The sequence below is a fragment of the Psychrobacter sp. H8-1 genome, assembly GCF_904846575.1.
In the GTDB taxonomy this organism is placed as follows: Bacteria; Pseudomonadota; Gammaproteobacteria; order Pseudomonadales; family Moraxellaceae; genus Psychrobacter; species Psychrobacter fulvigenes.
Genome location: NZ_CAJHBG010000001.1, coordinates 881,406 through 902,601, shown reverse-complemented (window position 1 = coordinate 902,601; position 21,196 = coordinate 881,406). Strand labels below are relative to the sequence as shown.

Annotated in this window: 15 protein-coding genes; 8 read left to right on the top strand and 7 right to left on the bottom strand. The window is 44.8% G+C overall.

What is annotated here, in order from left to right; all coding sequences use genetic code 11:
* The first annotated feature begins 41 nt into the window (after nucleotides 1-41).
* Together JMY01_RS14045 and JMY01_RS03825 are read left to right on the top strand one after the other, a co-directional pair.
* Complete coding sequence (locus tag JMY01_RS14045; protein WP_227677652.1) at nucleotides 42-2,099, top strand: outer membrane protein; 2,058 nt, start codon at nucleotides 42-44, stop codon at nucleotides 2,097-2,099.
* A 115-nt stretch (nucleotides 2,100-2,214) separates the two neighbouring features.
* Nucleotides 2,215-3,177, top strand: coding sequence for a hypothetical protein (locus JMY01_RS03825; RefSeq protein ID WP_201574295.1), 963 nt, complete (start codon nucleotides 2,215-2,217; stop codon nucleotides 3,175-3,177).
* 214 nt (nucleotides 3,178-3,391) lie between these two features.
* Here the strand turns inward: JMY01_RS03825 and JMY01_RS03820 are convergent, their stop codons facing one another.
* The 4 genes from JMY01_RS03820 to glpK form a co-directional block, all read right to left on the bottom strand.
* Nucleotides 3,392-4,105 carry a TetR/AcrR family transcriptional regulator gene (locus JMY01_RS03820; RefSeq protein WP_201574294.1) on the bottom strand — a complete coding sequence of 238 codons (714 nt, stop codon included), beginning with the start codon at nucleotides 4,103-4,105 and terminating at the stop codon, nucleotides 3,392-3,394.
* A gap of 222 nt (nucleotides 4,106-4,327) precedes the next feature.
* Nucleotides 4,328-5,356 carry an endonuclease/exonuclease/phosphatase family protein gene (locus JMY01_RS03815; RefSeq protein WP_201574293.1) on the bottom strand — a complete coding sequence of 343 codons (1,029 nt, stop codon included), beginning with the start codon at nucleotides 5,354-5,356 and terminating at the stop codon, nucleotides 4,328-4,330.
* 121 nt (nucleotides 5,357-5,477) lie between these two features.
* Nucleotides 5,478-5,990: a hypothetical protein gene (locus tag JMY01_RS03810; RefSeq protein WP_201574292.1), complete on the bottom strand. Its 513-nt coding sequence runs from the start codon at nucleotides 5,988-5,990 to the stop codon at nucleotides 5,478-5,480.
* A gap of 407 nt (nucleotides 5,991-6,397) precedes the next feature.
* Nucleotides 6,398-7,987 carry a glycerol kinase GlpK gene (gene glpK / locus JMY01_RS03805; protein WP_201574291.1) on the bottom strand — a complete coding sequence of 530 codons (1,590 nt, stop codon included), beginning with the start codon at nucleotides 7,985-7,987 and terminating at the stop codon, nucleotides 6,398-6,400.
* Between the two features lie 575 nt (nucleotides 7,988-8,562).
* Here glpK and JMY01_RS03800 point away from each other — a divergent pair.
* The 5 genes from JMY01_RS03800 (at nucleotide 8,563) to JMY01_RS03780 (ending at nucleotide 14,929) form a co-directional block, all read left to right on the top strand.
* Entirely contained in the window at nucleotides 8,563-10,119 is a 1,557-nt protein-coding gene (locus tag JMY01_RS03800) for a TolC family protein (RefSeq protein ID WP_227677651.1), read from the top strand.
* A gap of 109 nt (nucleotides 10,120-10,228) precedes the next feature.
* Entirely contained in the window at nucleotides 10,229-11,089 is an 861-nt protein-coding gene (locus tag JMY01_RS03795; protein ID WP_201574290.1) for a YihY/virulence factor BrkB family protein, read from the top strand.
* A gap of 145 nt (nucleotides 11,090-11,234) precedes the next feature.
* Complete coding sequence (locus tag JMY01_RS03790) at nucleotides 11,235-12,446, top strand: HlyD family secretion protein (RefSeq protein ID WP_201574289.1); 1,212 nt, start codon at nucleotides 11,235-11,237, stop codon at nucleotides 12,444-12,446.
* Nucleotides 12,447-12,449: 3 nt separating this feature from the next.
* Nucleotides 12,450-13,718: an ABC transporter permease gene (locus JMY01_RS03785; RefSeq protein WP_201574288.1), complete on the top strand. Its 1,269-nt coding sequence runs from the start codon at nucleotides 12,450-12,452 to the stop codon at nucleotides 13,716-13,718.
* The gene (locus tag JMY01_RS03780; RefSeq protein ID WP_201574287.1) at nucleotides 13,718-14,929 is read left to right on the top strand and encodes an ABC transporter permease; all 1,212 of its coding nucleotides are present in this window, start codon (nucleotides 13,718-13,720) and stop codon (nucleotides 14,927-14,929) included. The genes JMY01_RS03785 and JMY01_RS03780 overlap by 1 nt, the downstream gene beginning before the upstream one ends.
* Before the next feature lie 100 nt (nucleotides 14,930-15,029).
* Here the strand turns inward: JMY01_RS03780 and sthA are convergent, their stop codons facing one another.
* From sthA to JMY01_RS03765, 3 genes are all read right to left on the bottom strand, one after another.
* On the bottom strand, nucleotides 15,030-16,685 hold the full coding sequence (gene sthA / locus JMY01_RS03775; RefSeq protein ID WP_227677650.1) for a Si-specific NAD(P)(+) transhydrogenase: 1,656 nt from the start codon (nucleotides 16,683-16,685) through the stop codon (nucleotides 15,030-15,032).
* An 87-nt stretch (nucleotides 16,686-16,772) separates the two neighbouring features.
* Nucleotides 16,773-17,180: a DUF4377 domain-containing protein gene (locus tag JMY01_RS03770; protein WP_201574286.1), complete on the bottom strand. Its 408-nt coding sequence runs from the start codon at nucleotides 17,178-17,180 to the stop codon at nucleotides 16,773-16,775.
* A 137-nt stretch (nucleotides 17,181-17,317) separates the two neighbouring features.
* Nucleotides 17,318-18,214, bottom strand: coding sequence for a pyruvate, water dikinase regulatory protein (locus JMY01_RS03765; protein ID WP_374220343.1), 897 nt, complete (start codon nucleotides 18,212-18,214; stop codon nucleotides 17,318-17,320).
* A 413-nt stretch (nucleotides 18,215-18,627) separates the two neighbouring features.
* On the opposite strand from JMY01_RS03765, the gene ppsA reads away from it, so the two are divergent.
* The gene (gene ppsA, locus JMY01_RS03760; protein ID WP_201574285.1) at nucleotides 18,628-21,012 is read left to right on the top strand and encodes a phosphoenolpyruvate synthase; all 2,385 of its coding nucleotides are present in this window, start codon (nucleotides 18,628-18,630) and stop codon (nucleotides 21,010-21,012) included.
* Nucleotides 21,013-21,196 lie beyond the last annotated feature (184 nt).

Below are 21,196 nucleotides of genomic sequence, written 5' to 3'. Positions count from 1 at the left end.
TCGAAGTCATCACTCGCGATGCCAACAATCCTGGACTTATCGTGCGCCGTGAGACGCTTACGCGCTTCGCTGATTATGAGATTGACCTTATCAGCCGCAGTTTATACCTGACATCGCCAATTGCTAGCCAAGATTTTGATGGCAACCCTATCTACCTGCGTGTCACTGTGGAAGTAGACGAAGGTGGCGAGAACTATTGGGTCGGCGGTGTCGCTGCCAAGCAACAACTGACGGATAAAGTCTCTGTCGGTGGTAGCTATATCAATAGTGATGATCCACTGAACAAAGAAGAGCTTGCCAGTATCAACAGCGTCATCAAATTCAATGACAAGCTAAAACTGGTCGCTGAATATGCCAAAAGTAAAGCTGAATACATTGATAAAGATTTGGAAGTAACTGACCCAGATTTTAAAAACCCTAATTACCAACCAAGTAATCAGATTAATGCGGAGTCATTAAAAGATAACGACACTGATGGCGCTGCCCTGCGTATCGAGCTAAACTATGATGACAAAAAACGCACACGGGCAAAAGCTTACTACAACGACGCGGATAAAGGCTTCGTTACGGGCGCATCACCGCTCACCGCTGGTCGTACAGAATCTGGCGTAGAAGTCACTCATGCCCTAGAGAGCAAAAAAACTGCGTTCAAGCTGGAAGGTGTGCGTAGCAAAGACCACACCACTGAAGCCAGCATCGAAGGGGTTCAAGCCAGCGTTGAGCAGCGTTTAACTACCAACATCGTCGGTGAGATCGGTGTGCGCTATTATAAGCAAGACGCTACTGCCGCTTCACGCAATATTCAAGGTGCAACCGATGTAGTAAACACTGATATTGTAGATAAAGATGAAAATCCGATATTTAATGATAGTCTGATTAATCAGTCTGCGCTCAATGGTGTCAATAACGCAGCCGAAGACATCGAAGGTACCACTGCCCGCGCCCGCATCACTGCCCGCCTACCCAAGCTCAATAACGCACTGGTATTTGCCGAATATGAGCAAGATCTTGAGCACAGCAATCGTAACGCCACCTCTATCGGTGGTGAGACGCCAATAGGAAATCTAGGCCGTCTCTATGCTCGTCATGACCTAATCAACAGCTTATCAGGCAGTTATGGTCTTGATGATACTGATGAGCGCCAGCGTACCGTGATTGGCTTTGACGCCACCTATATGAAGGACGGCAAGGTCTATAGCGAATACCGTATGCGTGATGCCATCAGCGCTCGCGAAGCAGAAGCTGCTATCGGTCTTAAGAACAAATGGTATGTACAAAAAGGCCTAACCCTCAATACTTTGTTTGAGCGTGTGGAGTCACTCGAAGGTGAAAAAGACAGCACCGCTACTGCCGCAGGTTTCGGTGTTGAGTATCTCGCGCAAGAAAACTACAAAGCATCAGGCCGCTTAGAAAAACGCTGGGGCAATACCAGTGATACCTTATTAGGTAGTGCTGGTATCGCCTATCGCTATACTGATGACATTACTTTACTAGCAAAAGACATCTACTCACGAGTAGACTATGATGATGGTCATCGCACCATCAATCGCTTTCAGCTTGGTGCCGCCTATCGTGATTATGACAGCAATCAGCTAGACATGCTCGCCAAGCTTGAATATCGCTTGGACGATAACAATACGGGAACCGATCCGTACCAAAAAGACACCGTCATTTGGTCATGGAGTGGCAACTATCATCCAACGCGTCCGCTCACTATTTCTGGGCATTATGCGGGTAAATATACTGAATATGATGCTGATGGTATTGCCAGTGACAATACTGCACATGCCGCTTACGCTCGTGGTCTATACGACATCAGCGAGCGCTGGGATGTTGGCCTACAAGCAGGTACGTACTGGAACCGTGCAGCAGATGATATGTCATATATGCTGGGTGCTGAAGTCGGTTATAGCCCTATGACCAACCTATGGCTGTCACTTGGCTATAACTTTATGGGCTTTGAGGACGAAGACATCGCCTATGAAGATACTACCCAACAAGGCGCTTACTTTAGACTGCGCTTTAAGTTTGACGAAGATTTGTTTAAGCGTAAAGATCCTCGCAAAAACCAACGCTTAGACACTGACTCTACTTTATAATCTCTACTTTATAATTTTCAGCGTATGGCTTTTACAGTATTGGTTTTAGCGTTTGGCCCTTAGCAACTTATGATTTCAAGCAACATGGTTTTAGCAATACTACTAAGCAGGATTTATGTTCAAATTAACAGCAGTATTAAAAAAAACAAATAATCGATTACCTACTCTCTCTACAGGTACAGCGCTAGGGGCTGCATTATTGCTGTGTGCTATATCGCCATCTGTACTTGCAGCCAACCATTCTGATGACATTGTGATTAATAACACAGTTGCCAATAACACGGTTGGTAGTACTAATGATAACTCTACTATCGACAGCGCTCCCAGTTTAGCGAGTTTGGCTAACTACTGCACCGAGGATATTAGAGCGCAAACGACGCCTATAAAATATCAAAGTGCGCAACGGCAGTCGATTGATTGCATGTTCACTGAATTAAAGCGCTATCAGCAGCAAGCTCTCACGCCGCGTCAGCAGTACTTTGCTTACAAAGCACAAGCTTGGCTGAACTATGCCTATCATCAAGACAGCATAAAAAGTAAATCTGCTGCTGGCAGACATGCTGTACAGGCAAGTCATACGATTTTACAAGCACTTGTAAACGATGATGATGAACAACTCGAGATAACCTCTGACATCCCTGTCTTTTCAGCGTTGATGCGCCCTGATCTTTGGGCAACCCTCAATGCCTTAAAAGACAGTGGCGGTATAGAAACAGCACCGCGTGAAATGGCCTTTAGTGAGATTGCTTTAGTTTGGGCAGCCGCCAACCAATGTAAGCGCGGCTGGAGAGAGTCAGGCAGCCACTTTCGTATGGCAGACCGCTGGCTTGAGCAAGCTCGCGAAGCATACGTCAATGCTCATGACTCACAGACCAACGTAGCGCTAGAAAACGCAATCAACGACTATTACAAAAATTATGCCCCACTAGACCCAAGCGATGATGTCTGTCGTGGTCAAACCTTTCCTATCATGCCTGTCATGAATAAAAGCTCAGCCAACAATACTCATATCAGTCATAAGTCTGCACCAACGATTGCTCTGCCTATGCCAATCGTGACTTATCATATCGGTGACTAGCACAGTATCGCTGTCATTCCTATTAACAAAAAAGCTGGCTCATAGTATGAGCCAGCTTTTTTGTAGTGCTATTATCCAAGACTATCTATGGCTATGCGCTAAAACTTATACCATTTCCAAAAACTAGAGTAACGCGGAAAACTTGTGCAAGTACTACAACTAGTAGGCTTAGCAAGTTTGACAACGTTAATCACACTTTTTGGGTTTGGTATTACTACTTTTTACGTGGTAGGTTCTCTGGTAAGTAGCAGCGCAGGTAAGCGATGGCAGCGATGGTCGCTTCTTGCAGATACTTATCCGTGATTTCTTCATAACGGCGATACGATAAAGTGAATATCCCATTAATAATACTAAAAGTCACCATTAACATGTCTTTGACATCACCAAAATTAGGCAACTCATAACGCTGCGTCAAGCGCTCATATACCAACTCAACGATTTGCAAGTCAATATCTTCACCGAAGCTATCCCCTTCAAAATCTGGTGTATTGGTATCATAGATCAGCTTAGCTTTGGTGCTGTCATCATAAAAGATACCCACACTGCGCTCTATAATTGCCGTTAGATAGCCCTGCCACCTGTCATAGTCTTCTATTTCAACCGTTGCCAATATCTCTAATATTTCAATAGCATTCAAAAAACGCAGCGCTAAAAAGATTGCTTCAATATTAGGGAAGAAGTGATAAGCAGATGCCCGCGGAATACCTGCTTCTTCACACACATCAGCCAAGGTAATATCATTGATGGCTTTGGTTTCACTCAGCTTTTTGGCACCCATTAAGAGTTTTTGGCGGCGTGCACGGCCCTGCTGGCTAGTAAATTTGAATTTATTAGGCACCAGTTTTTTTGCCAATTCTGAATCAACTAATATGTCTTCCATTTTATCGTCAACTTTATCGTCAACATTGTCGTTTACTTGCTCACTCATTACAGACCTCTCGATGTTATACCCTAATTTTTTATGAATAGCTGTTATTCGTTGATAGTAACAGCATCAAACCAGCCTATTATTTACGGATTGTGATCAATATGACCATCTTCGTATCAGCGGTTAAGCATCATAGATACTTGTACATTATCAAGCAAAGGGCGTATATGGGCTAAATTATTAATGTATCAATTAAATAGTATGATTAGACGTTGCAAACGATTAATCATGAATCTTTATTTTCGCTCGTATAATACCATGATCAGTGGCTCTATCGATATAATCCCACTTTAAGTGGTCGTTAAAATAATCTACTCGTTCGACAGCACCAAGCGCAAACTTACTATCAGGCAAAAACTCCTCTGAGACAAACAGCTGATCGATCACTTCTGGCATGCCTTGATAAATATGAGTATAAGCCACATCCTTCATCCAGCCATAGCGCGATTGGATACGGGCAGCATCAAACAAAGCAACATCACGCATGCTTTTATCATAGTTGACTTCACCTGTCTCAGTCATCAACTGCGTGGTGACACTACCCGTCACATCGTTCATATCACCTAATAAGATGAGCGGTTCGCGAGTATGCTGCAGGCGCTTTATGATAGACATACGTATCGAGGCAGCCTCTGATGCGCGCATGCATAGACTGCGCAGTTTGGCGCGCACACGGATATTAGGATCATCCATATCCTCTAATAGATTACCGTCTTCATCGCGCAAATGATAGGCACGCTTGCTTTTTAGATGCGCGGTAATAATAGTAATTGGCTGCCCAAAGGCATTGACACGTAAGAGTAGCGGCGGACGATTGAATCGCTCATAAGGCCCGACATCAGGAACATCGATGATGGCTTCTGGTGCTATCTCTTCTAATAAGGTCGTTTCTATCTGCTCAAAACGGCTAATAATACCGACGGCAGGTGTCTTTTGTGCACCGTGACCTTGGGTATAAGGACTGGCGCTATCATTGCTTGCCAGCGGCGCGACCACATGTTTGCGCTCAAACCCTAATGACACCGCCAATGCCTCTAATGCATCGGTATCCCATACCTCTTGCACCGCGATGATATCGGCATGAGCCTTGGCAAGTAAATCCGTAAGCCCCTTTAGCTTGCGCTGATAAGTCTTCTGATCATAAGCTGGGGCGTTTTCGTAATAAATTCTGCTAGGGTTGGCTAAGTTAAGTAAGTTTGCAGTAGCAATATAGAACTGCTTTTTACCTTCGGCAATGGCGTACTGACTCATAATATCCCTATTCTTTTTATTTTTAACATCAAATTAAATCTATTCACAATAAAAAAGCCTCTAGAGTTTGCCCTAGAAGCTTTAACATAGCACAAATTGCCATGGCTTTGGCTATCAGTGATTAGCTGACACGGTTCCAAGCATCACGAGATGCGTCGCGAGCTTCTTCCCATGCCAGACGTGAATCACCTTTTACCTCTTCCCACGAACGCTTTAGGTCTGCTTCGTGATCATCAAAACGGGCGTCTACTGGATAGCGAGCACGGTTAGCATAGCCAACTGCATAGGCTGGATGCAGGTCACGATCAAACTCATAGCCATCTTTGAAGTAGCTGGCATTGGCATGTTCTGCACGCCAATAAGCTTCCTCACGTGTTGGATCAATGGCTTCTGCAGCTGCATGACCTGCGCCGCCACCGACGATGGCACCGATAGCACCACCGATTAAAGTACCCAGTGGCCCTGCCATGGTACCAATGGCTGCGCCCGCTGCTGCACCACCGACACCGCCAACCCCCGTCCCTACTGGATGCGATCCTGGCTCTCCAGTAATGATATCAGCATTCAAATCTTTCTTTGACTCTTTCGACATGTGTTTTACTTCATTGCGATCGATATCGTCATAGTTACTCATATTGTTATCCTTATATTATTGGTTATAGGTTTGCCATTAATTAATAATGTCTAGAACCAGTGATGATTGCTAATCATACTTTGGTCTACCACGAATAAATTATATGAGTCACAAGCACCTAGCTGATACGCCCGTTATGTAAACTGTGTCCACCTCGCGATGAGCTTAAGTTACAGCGTGTATGTTTATAACAGAGATACTTGACTAGGTTACTGACCATGTAAACGTCAGCCGAACCCTGACGTTTTTATGTTGCGTACCTTGTTAGTTAAATCACCGTTGGTTAAGTCGCCGTTTGTTGAGTCACCGCTAGTCAAATCACAGCTTGAAGCAACGATGGCGATGTTTGCCTTTTAATAATATAAGCACTTTATATGAGTGCTTTGCAGCTTGAACTAATAACTTGCTCAGATATCTATCAACGCTCTGCTAACCGCAGCCTGCCATTTATCAAGGTGCTGTGCACGTCTCTCAGCTGACATACTAGGCTCAAAGACACGGTCGACTTGCCACGATGCCTTCATCGTACTCTCGTCATATAAACCGCTTTTTAGACCAGCGAGAAGCGCAGCACCCTTAGCAGTGATTTCAGTATCTTGCGGGCGCAGTACCGGCACGCCAAGCAAGTCTGCTTGAAATTGCATGAGCAGGTCATTATTGGCAGCGCCGCCATCGACTCGTAGCTCGGTGAGTGGATGCGGACTGTCTTTTTGCATGGCGATAAGCACGTCATAGGTTTGATAGGCAATCGCTTCAAGCGCAGCGCGAGCGATATGCGCTTTGGTGGTGCCGCGGCTCATACCGCCAATGCTGGCATGAATATCAGAGCGCCAATAGGGAGCGCCTAGACCAGTAAAGGCAGGGAGCAACACTACATCCTCACTACTCTCTACTTGCCGTGCGAGATCTTCCACCTCACAGCTTTGTTTGATCATGCCCAGATTGTCACGTAACCACTGTACGATGGCACCTGCCATAAACACGCTACCTTCGAGGGCATAATTGACTTCGCGACCAAAAAACGTACTAGGAGCCTGTATAATGCGTTTACCAGATTGCACAATGTCACTGATAGACAGCTCATCCACACGGCTCATTGATGCTCGGCGCTGCCAAGCGATGGTGGTGAGTAATTGATGCTCACTAAGCTTTGGGGTTTGACCAATATTCATCAGCATAAAACAGCCAGTGCCATAAGTGTTTTTGGCCATACCAGGATCCAGACAGCCTTGACCAAAGAGCGCTGCTTGCTGATCGCCCAATACCGCATGGATAGGAATTTGTTTGGCAAACAGTCCTCTTTTGGTTTTGCCAAAATCGCCATCTGATGGCAGTACTTTGGGTAATATTGCCAGCGGAATATCAAAGCGTGCACACAGCTCCTCCGACCACGCCAGCTTATGAATATCATATAACAGGGTACGCGAGGCATTGGTCACATCGATGACATGCTCACCGCCAGTTAACTGATAAATCAACCAACTATCGATAGTCCCTACTGCTATCTGTCCACCTTGGCTACTATTGGCGCGCGCTTTAATCTTGGGATAATGCTCAAGCAGCCAAGCAATCTTACTGGCACTAAAATAAGGGTCCAAGCGTAAGCCCGTAATCTGCTGCACGTGTTTGGACATATCACCAGTAGCCTCATTGGCCATATCTTGACAGTAGCTTGCTGTGCGCCGGTCTTGCCAAATAATGGCAGGTGCCAGCGGTGCGCCTGTTTGCTTATCCCACATAACGATAGATTCGCGCTGATTGGTGATCGCGATGCTGGTGACGTCAGTGGCGAGTAGTCCTGCTTGGTTGATGACATCGTGAGCACAGCTGATTTGAGTTTGCCAAATTTGGCGCGCATCTTGTTCCACGTAACCAGCTTTTGGGGTTTTGAGCGTGGTAGGCTGCTGAGCAATTTCAATAGGCCGCGCCTGATCGTCGTACAAAATCGCCCGACTCGATGTCGTTCCTTGATCCAACGCCAATATATATCCCGCCATTACTCACCTCTCAATGTGCTATATTATTTACCAAACTTGCTCAGCATGTTTATGATTTTTTATAATCGCCTATTATAATGCGATGTTTTAGCCTAAAGCATACACCATCACTCTATGACATTTAGCATATTGTATGACACTTGTCTCTTTATAACTTTGAATATCTCACTATTTAAATACCTGCATCTCTATCATTACCTTGTTATAAAAGCCATATACTTACTAGCTTATCCTCATCTTTTATCATAAATAATGCTATCCTTTGGATTAAAAATAGTGTTTTAGTTTGAAAGAAATTAGTATTCAATGAATAACAAGCCAATAATGAGCATTGACCAGTCATGATTGCAGCACTACAGTGTACGCTTTATTGTTATCAGCAAGTTATGTAGATAGCGGCTGCTTTTATGATTTGCTTTATTATTAGAGTCTATTACTCTATTGGCTTTTACTTTTTGATAATAAACCAATGTTTTTAATGCCAAAACCTCAACAGTATTGACCACGAAAACACTATATATTCAAATACCTTGCACGATAATATTTTGCTTCCTGATTAACGGTATAAGTCTCTTATGAAATTTGCTATCTCGTCTCTGTTTAGTGCTATTGCGACTCTCATGTTGATAGGAGTCTCAAGTCATACGGTCGCAGCAAGTACTCATATTAACACTGACTCTGACAGCCAGCCTTTAAATACCCTCGTCGATCCAATCACCCATAAAAGCATCGCTAACAGCTATCCGATAGAGGTTTCTAGCCATTTGAGTCTTGAGCAAGCGCAAGATATCTTATTACAAGTCTCACCCAAGCTTGCTGCCAATCAAGCCGCCATTGCAGCCAGTGAATACCAAACCGATGCATTCAAAACGATAGACAGGCCCTTTGTCTTTGCAAGAATGTCAGCGAGTACTTACACCATTCAAGAAGATATTGATTTGTCATCGCTAAGAAACGAAATCATCAGTGGTGTCAATGAGGTAGGCGACAACATCGGCGATGCTCTGCCTTCTATCCCGCCACCAAATATTCCAGATTTTGATGGAGTGATCGGTGAGCGTATTCCAAACTCTCATGAGTTTAAACGCTCAGGCTCAACGTCAGGCGCAGGTCTTGGTTTTGCATGGCCAGTCTATACTGCTGGGCGCACGGCGGCGCTCACGGGTGCCTCCAATGCCCGTACCCAAGAGGCCATAGCAGATAGTGTATTAGATAAAAACGAGCTATATAACACCTTGATTGAGCGTTATTTTAAGGCGCAGTTGGCCATCATTGCTGCCTACCTACGTGAAGATGCTTATGATACGCTGCAACAGACTGACCATATGGCACAGCGATTATTCGAAGAAGGTTTTATCTCACGTGTCGATCGCCTAGAAGCCCAGTCGGCACTTGCCGATGCTAAGAGCAAATCTATAAAAGCCAACAATGATGCCCGTCTGGCGATGATTGCCTTACAGCGTTTGCTACGCACTGATTATCGTATTAAGCCTACCACGCCATTATTTGTTTCCAGTCGCCCCTTGCCAGATATAGAGTACTTCCAAAACTTAGCACTCAATCATCACCCTGGCCTAAAAAAAGTAGCAGCGAAGCGGGCACAAGCTGAGCAGTTGCATGCGCTATCAGATACTGGCTACAAGCCTACTGTTATGCTTTATGGCTATGGGCAAGCTGAAAAAGACCCCAGCTGGATCGCTGGTATCTCTGCCAGTTGGAAGCTCTGGGGCGGTTTGGATAAATCCGCATCCTTGGCATCGAGCACTGCTAAAATTCGCCAAGCCGATCTTTCGGAGATTGAGGTCAGTGATAATCTGCTACTACTGGTCGAAAAGAACTGGAACGATGTCAATAATGCTCAGTCGCGCTATCAAGCACTACAAAGCAACGTGGATCTGGCGACTGAAGTATTACGCTTACGTCGTCTTGGACTACAAGAGGGCGTGAATACGGCCATTGAAGTGGTGCAAGCGCAAACGCAAGCACTCAAAGCTCGTACCGAGCAAGCGCAAGCGGCCAATGATTATGTACAAGCACTCGCCGCATTGATGCAAAGTGCTGGCACACCGCTCGCCTTTAATGCGTATCTCAAGGCTGCTGATATTCGCCTGCCGACTTTGTATACCGAGTAGTAGGGTCTGTTGACCATAATAAAGATAATATTAATAACGATACCTGATTCTCAACTTAGTATGATTGTACTAACATCACCACCACTAACCATACTGTAAAAATTGCCTTATGAAAAATACTTCCAAAATGAAAAGCTGGCTGCAGCCCTTGCTACAGGCATGGCGTATAGCGAACAACTCTAATGTTTGGGCACATTGCGCGAGCGTAGGTTTTTTTGGTTTTTTATCTATTTTTCCAGTAATGGCGGTGTTTGTACTGCTTTATGGTCTCGCTTTTTCACCCGCTGAAATGCAAGAACAGATCTCACTTTTGCGTCAGTTTATACCTGATTCTGTATACGACGTCCTTAATTCACGCTTGAGCGAACTGGTCTCTAATACCAAGACAACTCTGACATTTAGTCTTGTTGCATCGACGTTATTAGCGCTTTATGCTGGCTCTAAGGGTATCAAGTCTTTAATTGTTCTGGTCAATCTTGCCTTTCATATCACTCAAGAGCGTAACTTTATACAAGGTACGATTCGAGCGCTTAGTCTAACCTTTGCAGCGGTAGTGGTGTTGATCATAGCGATCTCCTCTATCGCTATCATTCCTTTGGGGGCAGCCTACTTTCCTTTCCCTCAAATAGCCAAAACCATTGCGCTGTGGAGCAGATGGCCGATATTGGCTGGCATCATATTCTTAAGCTTCTTAAGCCTTTATCGTTTTGCGCCAAACCGTGACGCCAAACCGCTAAAAAAACTGGTGCCAGGAGCAACGCTCGCGACCGTTCTCTGGATTCTATTGTCTGTGCTGTTTTCAATTTATGTGCAAAACTTCAATAACTATAGCGCTGAATTTGGGGCGCTTTCAGCTGCCGTAGTCATTATGCTATGGCTTTATTATTCAGCTTTCATCGTCGCCTTTGGTGCTATTTTTAATTTTGAAGCCATAGAAAGGTCTAAACCTCATGCTATTCGAGTGTACTAAGGCGTGTTAAAACGCCTTTAGGGTAGTCATTTCGATAATTACTGATTGCTATCACTGCTAGAAATCTAATTTGCAGCCTTTGGTTTTGCTGCCTTTGCAATAAGCCCTCCACTCTCAACTTTACTGCTTTAGGAATCTCACTGTCATGACTGAATTTCCAAATGAATCAGACGACTCGCGCAAATCAACTGATTCAACCGAGTACACTGATGAGTCAAAGCTGTCTCATGATGATCAGCCGTCAGTCGATTCTGTAGAAGACAGACCTAATGCAGAGCAAGGACAGGCAACGCCTACTTATCGTCGTGATAATCCTAAATCTGATAAATCAGCCATGCTAAAAAAGGCAGTTCTTGCTGCCTTGGTCATTGCGGTACTTGGTGTCATCGCTTATGGGCTTTTCAAAAGTAATCAGCATAGCCAGCCAGAAACGATTAGCTTGCAGGGACAGATGCAAATGCAGCAAACATCTATCGCAGCAAAAGTGCCTGGACGTATTGCGCAAATCATGGTCACCGAAGGCGACAAAGTAACCACAGGTCAACAGCTCATCGAAATGGACTCGCCTGAAATCAATGCTAAGATTAATCAGGCTCGTGCTGGTAAGCAAATGGCGCAAAGCCAACTGGATAAAGCGGAAAGCGGTGCACGCCCGCAGGAGATTGCGCAAGCAAAAGCGGCATGGCAAGCCAACAAAGCCGCCTCGGACTTGGCCGCCAATACTTATGAGCGTGTCAATCGCCTGTATCAAGAAGGTCTCATGGCTCGACAAAAGCGCGATGAAGCTTATGCTCAATACTTGGCCACGCAAGATCAGACCGAAGCGGCACGCCTGCAGTATGATCTGGCGACGGAAGGCGCGCGTAGTGAAGATAAAGCAGCCGCAAGCGCTCAAGTGGCGCAAGTCGATGCTCAGCTTGAAGAGGCTTTGGTTGCAAAAGAAGAAGCCAATTTAAAAAGTCCGATTGCAGGTATTGTAGACGACGTGATTGTTAGCGCAGGTGAAGTCATCGGTCAAGGTGTACCAATACTGACTTTAGTCAATCCAGACGATCAATGGGTCGTGCTAAACGTCACCGAAAACCACTTAAATCAATTTGCTATTGGTCAACGGTTTACGGGCACGATTCCAGCGCTGTCCTCTACGGATAAGCCTTTTACTAAAGAGTTTACCGTCTACGCCACCTCAACTCTGTCTGACTTTGCCACATGGCGACCGACCAATAATGATGACGGCTTTGATGTACGCACCTTTGAGATCAAGGCGAGACCCTCAAACCCAGACAGTCGTATTCGCTCTGGAATGAGTGTCATTGTAAAGATTGATCCAACCGCTGCTATTCAGGCTCAAGAGTAAACCATGCACTTGCTAAAAGCGTTTTTACGCAGTGCTGCCTATGAGCGGCGGTTCTTAGCCAAAAACCAGTGGGATTTGGCAATGGTACTGTGGATACCATTAGCAACTGTATTGCTGGTTTGGTGGATATTTTCGCAGACTCAAATCAATGACTTGCCTATCGGGGTCGTTGATCAAGATAATGGTCCTATCGCCAATACTCTGGTGCGCTATCTAGAAGCCAGTCCTGAGCTAACCGTCTATCAACATTACCACTCGCCAGCCGACGTCGAAGCAGCTATCTTGCAACGTGATGTTTATGCGGTCGTCATCATACCTGAGGACTTTTCACGCAATATCTCATCTAGTAAATCTGCGCCTGTCGTTTTGCAAGTGAACGCTCAGTATGGTACTCATTCAGGTATTATTCAGACCAGTGTACAAGCGGTCGTCGGTACATTATCAGCAGGCGTTGAGATACAACGTCTGGTCAAGCAAGGGATGGCGCCTTCGCAGGCAGCAATCAACTACTCTCCTATCGCCATTCAGCGCACCAGCCTATTCAACGCCATCAATAATTATCAGCAGTTTTTGGCATCGACGGTGATTCCTGCATTATTACATATCTTGGCAATGGTGATTGGTGCAACGACAATTGGCCGAGAGCTGCGCGATAAGCAACTTGGACGTTGGTCTCGCTTTATCCATATAGGCACGCCTGATTTAACGTTGGATAATTATAATGGTCAATATAAAAACAATAATGTAGAGCACACGAATAGCATAAGAAAAGCGAGCTTATCCGTATTATTCGTAGGCTTATTAGGCAAGTACTTTTGGCCCATACTGGCTTATAGCGTCTGGTCAGCATTGGCATTATGGCTTGCCACACCGCAACAAAGCGTGGACACAGTATCGTTGTTCATCACTTATATGAGTCTGGTATTGCTGATGACTCTCTCATTTTGGCTTGGTGCTGTCTTTACGCTAGGCTCATTTTCATTACGTATGGGGTTATCTGCTACCGGATTCATCTCCGTCCCTTCTTATGCCTTTGCAGGCGTGACTTATCCTTATATCGCCATTACCGACAGTGCTAAATATTGGGCGGACGCCCTACCCTTAACGCATTATCTGCAGCTGCACATTGCCCAGCTACAGATGCAAGCACCGGTTGCGGTATCATTGCCCATTGTTTATGGCTTGCTTTTGGCAACCATCATTGCGCTGATATTGATGGTTGTATTGACCAAACGCGCTTTAGCGCATCCTGAGCGCTGGGGAGCCCGCTAATGTCGAATTTACCTAAAGCCAAGGCTGTAAAAACACCAACCTCCTTAAAGAAACCACCAGTGCCACAGTCGTTTTGGGCAAACTTTATCCAAACGCTCAAAGATGTGTTTACCGATAAAGGCGTGCTCTTAATGTTGATTATAGCGCCTATTATTTATGGTTTTTTTTATCCATGGCCCTATTCATCTGAGGTAGTCAATCATGTGCCAGTCGGCATTGTTGATTATGATAACAGCGACTTGTCACGTACCATTGTTCGATATAGCAGCGCTAGTCCACAGCTAAACACCAAACGCTTCCTTAATGAGCAAGCAGCCAAAGAAGCCATTTGGTCAGATCAAATTGCAGGCTACATGATCATCCCAAGCGGACTTGAGCAGCAAGTGCTATCAGGAAAGGCCGCCAGCGTCAGTGTGCTCGGTAATGGTGGTTATTTTTTATTAAATAAAAACGTGCAGATGGGGTTTTTACAGGCAGTTAGTACAGTATCAGCAGGGGTTGAGGTCAAGAAAAACGTGGCTCAAGGGGCTTATGCGCCTACTGCTGCGCAAAACACTCAAGCCGTACCATTGCAGATTATGCCTTTGTATAACCAAACTGAGGGTTATGGTGCCTATGTAGTACCAGCGGTATCTATTATTATTTTGCAACAGACTCTGTTAATAGCGACTGCCATGCTGATTAGTACTTGGTACGAGCAGCGTCGTCATAGTACCAGTATTCGCGGCTGGCTTGGACGGATTGCCGCCATGAGTGTACTCAGCTTCGCAGTTGGCTGCTTTTATTATGGCTGGACCTTTGAGCTGCATCATTATCCACGTGGACAAAACATGCTTGGGAGTTTGCTATTTCTGATGATTTTTTGTCCGACAGTAGCGACGCTTGGTTGCGTGTTTGGCTTATGGTTTCGACTGCGCGAACGCAGTATGCAGATATTGATTTTTAGCTCACTGCCGATGTTTTTTATGAGTGGTTACCCTTGGCCGGCAAACCAATTACCAGAAGCACTGCAAGTTTTGCGCTGGTTGATACCAACAACCCCTGCGATCAACACTTCAGTCCAGCTTAATCAAATGGGCGCTAGTCTCTCGCAAGTCGCTACAGGATTCTATGCTTTAATTGGTTTATGGCTGTTTTACTTTGCCTCACTGTTATTTATGCGTCGGCGCACAGATTCCAAACAGCCTGCTTTACAAAAAAGCTTTCTTTGATTTAGAAAGCACTTGTTTGCAAGATACTGACTTCAAAATCAAGTCAAAAAAAGCGCCTGTTAGATATCTAACAGGCGCTTTGCTTATAACAAATTAAAATCTAGAACACTCGGTTGAGACCGTTTAGTGCCGCTACCCGATAGGCTTCTGCCATGGTCGGATAGTTAAAGGTCGTATTGACAAAATACTCAAGCGTGTTGTTGCTCTTGCACTTCATCACTGCTTGGCCAATGTGGATAATCTCAGAAGCATGGTTGCCATAGCAATGGATACCTAATATCTCAAGCGTCTCACGATGGAACAATATCTTTAGTACGCCAGAACGCTCACCAATGATCTGCGCCCTTGCCAAGTGTTTAAAGAAAGCTTGACCTACTTCATAAGGGACTTTTTCATCTGTCAGCTCTTGCTCAGTTTTACCGATACTCGAGATTTCAGGAATGGTATAGATACCAGTAGGTACGCTAGATACTGGTTCGGCATCGCTATCACCAACCATAAAGGCGGCTGCACAGCGTCCTTGGTCATAAGCCGCAGAAGCTAGAGATGGCCAGCCAATCACGTCACCAGCTGCGTAGATATTGTCTACGTCTGTGCGATAATTGTCGTCAACCTTAAGCTGACCACGGCTATTGGCCTTAAGACCGAGGGCTTCTACATTGAGGCCTTCCGTATTACCTGAGCGTCCATTCGACCAAAGAATGGCATCAGACTTGATGCGCTTACCACTTTTTAGATGCAGAACCACATAGTCGTCATGGGTCTCCAGATAGTCAATCTCTTCGTTGCTACGGATAAGCACACCAAACTGTCTAAAGTCATGGGCAATGGCATCACTAATCTCGCTATCCAAATAGCTCAGCAGCTGGTTTTGGTTGTTAATCAAATCGACTTTATAGCCAAGACCAGTAAAGATAGAGGCATATTCACAACCAATCACCCCAGCACCATAAATGATGATTTTTTTAACCACATAATCCATTTGCAAGATTTTGTCAGAGTCAAAAACGCGTGGATGATTAAAGTCTAAAATATCAGGACGGTAAGGACGACTACCGACCGTGATAATGGCTTTGTTAAAGGTGACAGTTTCAAAGACGTTTTCATCAGTTTCGACACGTAAGGTATTCTTATCTACAAAACTTGCCCAACCTTGGATAACTTCAATACGGTTACGCTCATAAAAGCGCGTATGGGTACTGACTTGGCTACGTATCACCCGACGCGCATTGGCGAGCACCTTATTTAGGGGTACTTGCTCATACTCAAGGGCTTTGGTAAACATGGGATCGCGGCGAAAGTTGATCAGGTTAAAGACCGATTGGCGCAATGCTTTACTCGGAATCGTACCAACGTGCGTAGAGTTACCGCCGACCTCATCACGCGGATCAATCACCGCTACCTTTTTACCAGATTTGGCCAGCTTCATCGCTGCCGCTTCGCCAGCAGGTCCTGCACCCAGAACAACGGCATCATACTCAAAATTATGCTTATCGCTTTTTATACGTTGCGAGTCTTTGGTAAAGCCTGACTTGATATCGATACGCTTATCATCCAGTGGATTGATCAAATCTGGATGGTGCATGACATCATCTGTAACTTGCTCATGCGTTTGCTCGATTTGTTCTTGCTTATCTTGAGCGACTGTCTGCTCAGGTGTAGTCACCGGCGCACTGCCGCTATCTTTATTTGATACTTCTGTATCAATGTCCTTACCAGTATCATTGGTAGCATCATCTTTACGTTTGCTTCCCATGCTGTCCTCTTTTATATATGGATGTATTTATTGGTTCGTCATTAATTTGATTTTGAATGACCTATCGTCAAGTATTTACTCACGATATTAAGGGGTGCCTACCATACGTTGAGACAAGATATTTTGCAATGTCCAATGCCCAGTCAAGCTTTTTTGAGTCTCATCAATTTGCGGACGTACGCTGATTACGTATTCAGTCCCAAGGGTTGGCGCAAAGTCATCAATCCAATCATAAGGGATTTGGAATACTGAGCCATCTTTATGAGACTTGGCCAATAAGCACTGCATCGGCAGTGCTGAGGCACAAGCGACACGCTGTGGCATGATGGTCAAGGTTTGCGCTTCGCCTAATACGATAGTCGGCACATAACGCGGCTCAGGGACCGGCTGACGTGAAAAAGGCGAGGTTTGACAGGCGCTAAGCAAAGTAACACTGCATAGCAGTCCCATTAGTAATAAAGGTGATTTGGTCGCTTTGTGGGGTAAACTCATCATATGCTATATATATATAGTAGTAAATATTTGGTAGTGATTAACGTGCAATGACACATTATAAAATCAGCAAGCATTACCTTCTATTAGCCGATTTATAAGTAGCCATTACATAACTTCAGAATATGGCTTCAGAGGTTTTAACCAATTCGGCGTTTAAGACCTGTCATCTGCAAAATACGCGTAGCAATTTCTTCAACCGACATCTCGGACACATCAAGGCTTGGAATTCCATGTGTGATATAAATCCCTTGGATTGCACGCTGTTCTTGTTGAACCTGCTGATAGCTTGAGTAACGGCTGCCCGCACGACGCTCCTGTCGTATTTTTACCAAACGATCTGTATCAATGACTAACCCAAATAATTTATCTTTGTGCTCACGTAGCGCTTTTGGCAGCTGATTGTCGTACAAATCATCTTCAGTGAGTGGGTAGTTAGCAGCACGAATCCCAAACTGTAGAGCCAGATACAGCGACGTCGGCGTTTTACCCGAGCGTGACACCCCTACCAAGATGATATCTGCCATATTATAATGGCGAGTACGAGCCCCGTCATCATTATCTAATGCAAAATGCACCGCATCGATACGCTCTTTATAAGTCTCAGAATCGACATGGTCGTGGGCATGACCTGAGTGCGCATCTGGCTCAACGCCTGTCTCTTCAGCGATACGTCCAATCAAGCCTTCATACATATCTAAGTTACAGCTGTGGGCAGAGTTAATCCTCTCGCGTATCTCAGGACTGACAATGGTATCAAATACCAATGGCAACAACCCATCACGTTGATAGGCCATATTAATCTGCTGAACAGCATCTTCTGCACGCTCCAAGCTATCAACATAGGGCAATACTCGAGTCTCAAAAGGCACCGAGGCAAATTGACTTAATATAGAACGGCCCAGAGTTTCAGCGGTAATGGCCGTCCCATCAGAGATAAAAAAGGCACTTCTGATAGTTTGTGAGTTATCCAAACTCAATGCATGGCGGTTTTGAATAGTGGCTTTGTCTTGTTCAGGTTGGATATTAGAGTACATAGCTTAAAAACCTCAATAGTCACATGCTGTAATCAACACCTTTAGGACGTGTCGACATTTTATGCTCTCCATTATACTCATAATAGACGTTTAATAGGAATCAATGTTCGTACAATCTCCTAACCACGCTGCCAGCTAGTCATCCTATTTTTACGACATAAACCATACTGTTAAATCAGACGTGATTTATATAAAAGCCAAATTTTAGAGATACTTTGCAACTACTTGACACACTTAACATTACCTCTTAATAAGACAATAACGACTTCATTCATTACCAAATTATCTCAAAACCCTACAATTTGTATTTTTTTAACAATTTTTTTGGTTCAGCTATCGAAATTGTCTGAATATAGCGGTATAATTTACCCCGTTATAATCCTTACTAAATAACCTTATTTTTTGGAGTTATCATGGCAGCGCAATCTTCAGCACTTGTGATCAACCTTGATCAGCTAGGAAAAAACGATATTGACATGGTCGGCGGCAAGAACGCCTCACTTGGTGAGATGATCAGTCACCTATCTGATTTGGGCGTTAGTGTACCAGGCGGCTTTGCTACTACCTCAAATGCATTCAATCGCTTTTTGACAGAAACAGGCTTACTTGACAAGATTAATAGCGAACTTAAAGAGTTAGATGTTGATGATGTCAATAAACTAACAGCGACAGGCAAAAAAATCCGTAACTGGATTGTTGAGCAAGAGTTGCCAAAAGACCTTGAGCAAGAAGTACGTAAGTCTTTTGAAGCCATGAGCGATGGTAAAGATATTGCTGTTGCCGTACGTTCTTCTGCCACTGCTGAAGATTTACCAGATGCCTCATTTGCTGGTCAGCAAGAGACTTATCTAAACATTCGCGGTATTGATAACGTCCTGATTGCCATTAAAGAAGTCTTTGCTTCACTATATAACGACCGTGCTATCTCTTACCGTGTGCATAAAGGCTTTGAGCACGAAGGTGTTGCTTTATCTGCCGCTGTACAGCGCATGGTACGCTCAGAAACAGGCGCAGCGGGCGTTATGTTCACCTTAGATACCGAAAGTGGCTTCGATCAAGTGGTCTTTATCACCTCAAGCTACGGCCTAGGTGAAATGGTCGTTCAAGGCGCGGTCAACCCAGACGAGTTCTACGTGTCAAAGCAGCTACTTGCTAATGGCAAACCTGCCATTATTCGTCGCAACTTGGGTAGTAAGCACAAAAAGATGGTCTATGGCGATGAAGGCAGCACCAAAAAATCTGTCAAAGTCGTTGATGTTGAAAAACAAGAGCGTATGCAGTTCTCGCTCTCGACTGAAGAGCTGAACTCTCTTGCCAAACAAGCCATGACCATCGAAAAACACTATGGTCAGGCGATGGATATCGAATGGGCAAAAGATGGCGATACCAATGAAATCTTTATCGTTCAAGCCCGTCCTGAAACCGTGAAGAGCCGCCAAGACAGCAATGTCATGGAGCGTTATGTCATCAACACGACTGGCGCTAAAGTGTTGTGTGAAGGTCGCTCAATCGGCCAGCGTATTGGCGCAGGCAAAGTACGTATCGTTAGTAATCTAAACGAGATGGACAAAGTACAAGAAGGCGACATATTGGTTTCAGACATGACAGACCCTGATTGGGAACCCGTCATGAAGCGTGCTTCTGCCATCATTACCAACCGTGGTGGTCGTACCTGTCACGCTGCGATTATCGCGCGTGAGCTTGGTGTACCAGCCATCGTTGGTTGTGGTAATGCCACCGAACTATTGGTTGATGGTCAAGACGTCACTGCTTCTTGTGCCGAAGGTGATACTGGCTTTATTTATGAAGGTCAGATTGATTTTGACATCCAAACCAACTCTATCGAGACCATGCCAGAGCTGGCGTTCAAAGTCATGATGAACGTTGGTAACCCAGATCGCGCTTTTTCATTCACTCAAATGCCAAACGAAGGTATCGGTCTTGCGCGTCTTGAGTTCATCATCAACCGTATGATTGGCGTGCATCCAAAAGCCTTGCTAAATATGAACAGCTTGCCACGTGAGATATCACAAGCAATCCAAGAGCGTATCGCAGGTTATGCCTCACCAGTTGATTTTTATGTCGATAAATTGGTTGAAGGTATCTCAACGCTTGCCGTTGCCTTTATGGATCAGCCAGTCATCGTTCGTATGTCAGATTTCAAATCGAACGAATACGCCAACCTACTTGGTGGTAAACTGTATGAGCCATCAGAAGAAAACCCGATGCTGGGATTCCGTGGTGCTAGCCGCTATGTTTCTGATAATTTCCGTGACTGCTTCGAGCTTGAGTGTAAAGCGCTAAAGCGTGTACGTGATGAAATGGGCTTGACCAACGTTGAGATTATGATTCCATTTGTTCGTACTGTTGGCGAAGCCAAACAGGTCATCGAGTTACTGGAGAAAAATGGTCTAAAGCGCGGTGAGAATGGCCTACGCGTCATCATGATGTGTGAGCTACCAACCAACGCCTTATTGGCAGACGAGTTCCTAGAGCACTTCGATGGTTTCTCAATTGGTTCAAACGACTTAACACAGCTAACACTTGGTCTTGACCGTGACTCAGGTATCGTCTCTCATCTGTTCGATGAGCGTGATCCAGCAGTCAAGAAGTTGCTATCTATGGCAATCGACGCTTGCCGTAAGCAAAACAAATATGTTGGCATCTGTGGTCAAGGTCCATCAGACCATCCAGATCTTGCTTACTGGCTCATGGAACAAGGTATCAACTCAGTGTCACTGAACCCTGACTCAGTACTAGATACTTGGTTCTTCCTAGCTGGTGAAGAAGTAAAGTAAGCCCTAACGTTAAGTCACAGCAGCAATTCACACAGTCGTTAACAATATAACCATTAGGGTCTATTTAAAAATGTGGTGGTGTGTCAAAAAGTATGCTGATTAAAACTTGAACAGTTTTTGAAGCCTTGAAAGCCCTATAGAATCAGAGAACTTAGCATAGATTTTTTATTGGCTTCTATCGCCA

What these genes read in the sequence shown, in the direction of transcription:
- JMY01_RS03825 (WP_201574295.1), top strand. Translation starts at nt 2,215, where the DNA reads ATGTTCAAATTAACAGCAGTATTAAAAAAAACAAATAATCGATTACCT.
- JMY01_RS03820 (WP_201574294.1), bottom strand. Translation starts at nt 4,105, where the DNA reads ATGAGTGAGCAAGTAAACGACAATGTTGACGATAAAGTTGACGATAAA.
- JMY01_RS03815 (WP_201574293.1), bottom strand. Translation starts at nt 5,356, where the DNA reads ATGAGTCAGTACGCCATTGCCGAAGGTAAAAAGCAGTTCTATATTGCT.
- JMY01_RS03810 (WP_201574292.1), bottom strand. Translation starts at nt 5,990, where the DNA reads ATGAGTAACTATGACGATATCGATCGCAATGAAGTAAAACACATGTCG.
- glpK (WP_201574291.1), bottom strand. Translation starts at nt 7,987, where the DNA reads ATGGCGGGATATATATTGGCGTTGGATCAAGGAACGACATCGAGTCGG.
- JMY01_RS03800 (WP_227677651.1), top strand. Translation starts at nt 8,563, where the DNA reads ATGAAATTTGCTATCTCGTCTCTGTTTAGTGCTATTGCGACTCTCATG.
- JMY01_RS03795 (WP_201574290.1), top strand. Translation starts at nt 10,229, where the DNA reads ATGAAAAATACTTCCAAAATGAAAAGCTGGCTGCAGCCCTTGCTACAG.
- JMY01_RS03790 (WP_201574289.1), top strand. Translation starts at nt 11,235, where the DNA reads ATGACTGAATTTCCAAATGAATCAGACGACTCGCGCAAATCAACTGAT.
- JMY01_RS03785 (WP_201574288.1), top strand. Translation starts at nt 12,450, where the DNA reads ATGCACTTGCTAAAAGCGTTTTTACGCAGTGCTGCCTATGAGCGGCGG.
- JMY01_RS03780 (WP_201574287.1), top strand. Translation starts at nt 13,718, where the DNA reads ATGTCGAATTTACCTAAAGCCAAGGCTGTAAAAACACCAACCTCCTTA.
- sthA (WP_227677650.1), bottom strand. Translation starts at nt 16,685, where the DNA reads ATGGGAAGCAAACGTAAAGATGATGCTACCAATGATACTGGTAAGGAC.
- JMY01_RS03770 (WP_201574286.1), bottom strand. Translation starts at nt 17,180, where the DNA reads ATGATGAGTTTACCCCACAAAGCGACCAAATCACCTTTATTACTAATG.
- JMY01_RS03765 (WP_374220343.1), bottom strand. Translation starts at nt 18,214, where the DNA reads ATGTACTCTAATATCCAACCTGAACAAGACAAAGCCACTATTCAAAAC.
- ppsA (WP_201574285.1), top strand. Translation starts at nt 18,628, where the DNA reads ATGGCAGCGCAATCTTCAGCACTTGTGATCAACCTTGATCAGCTAGGA.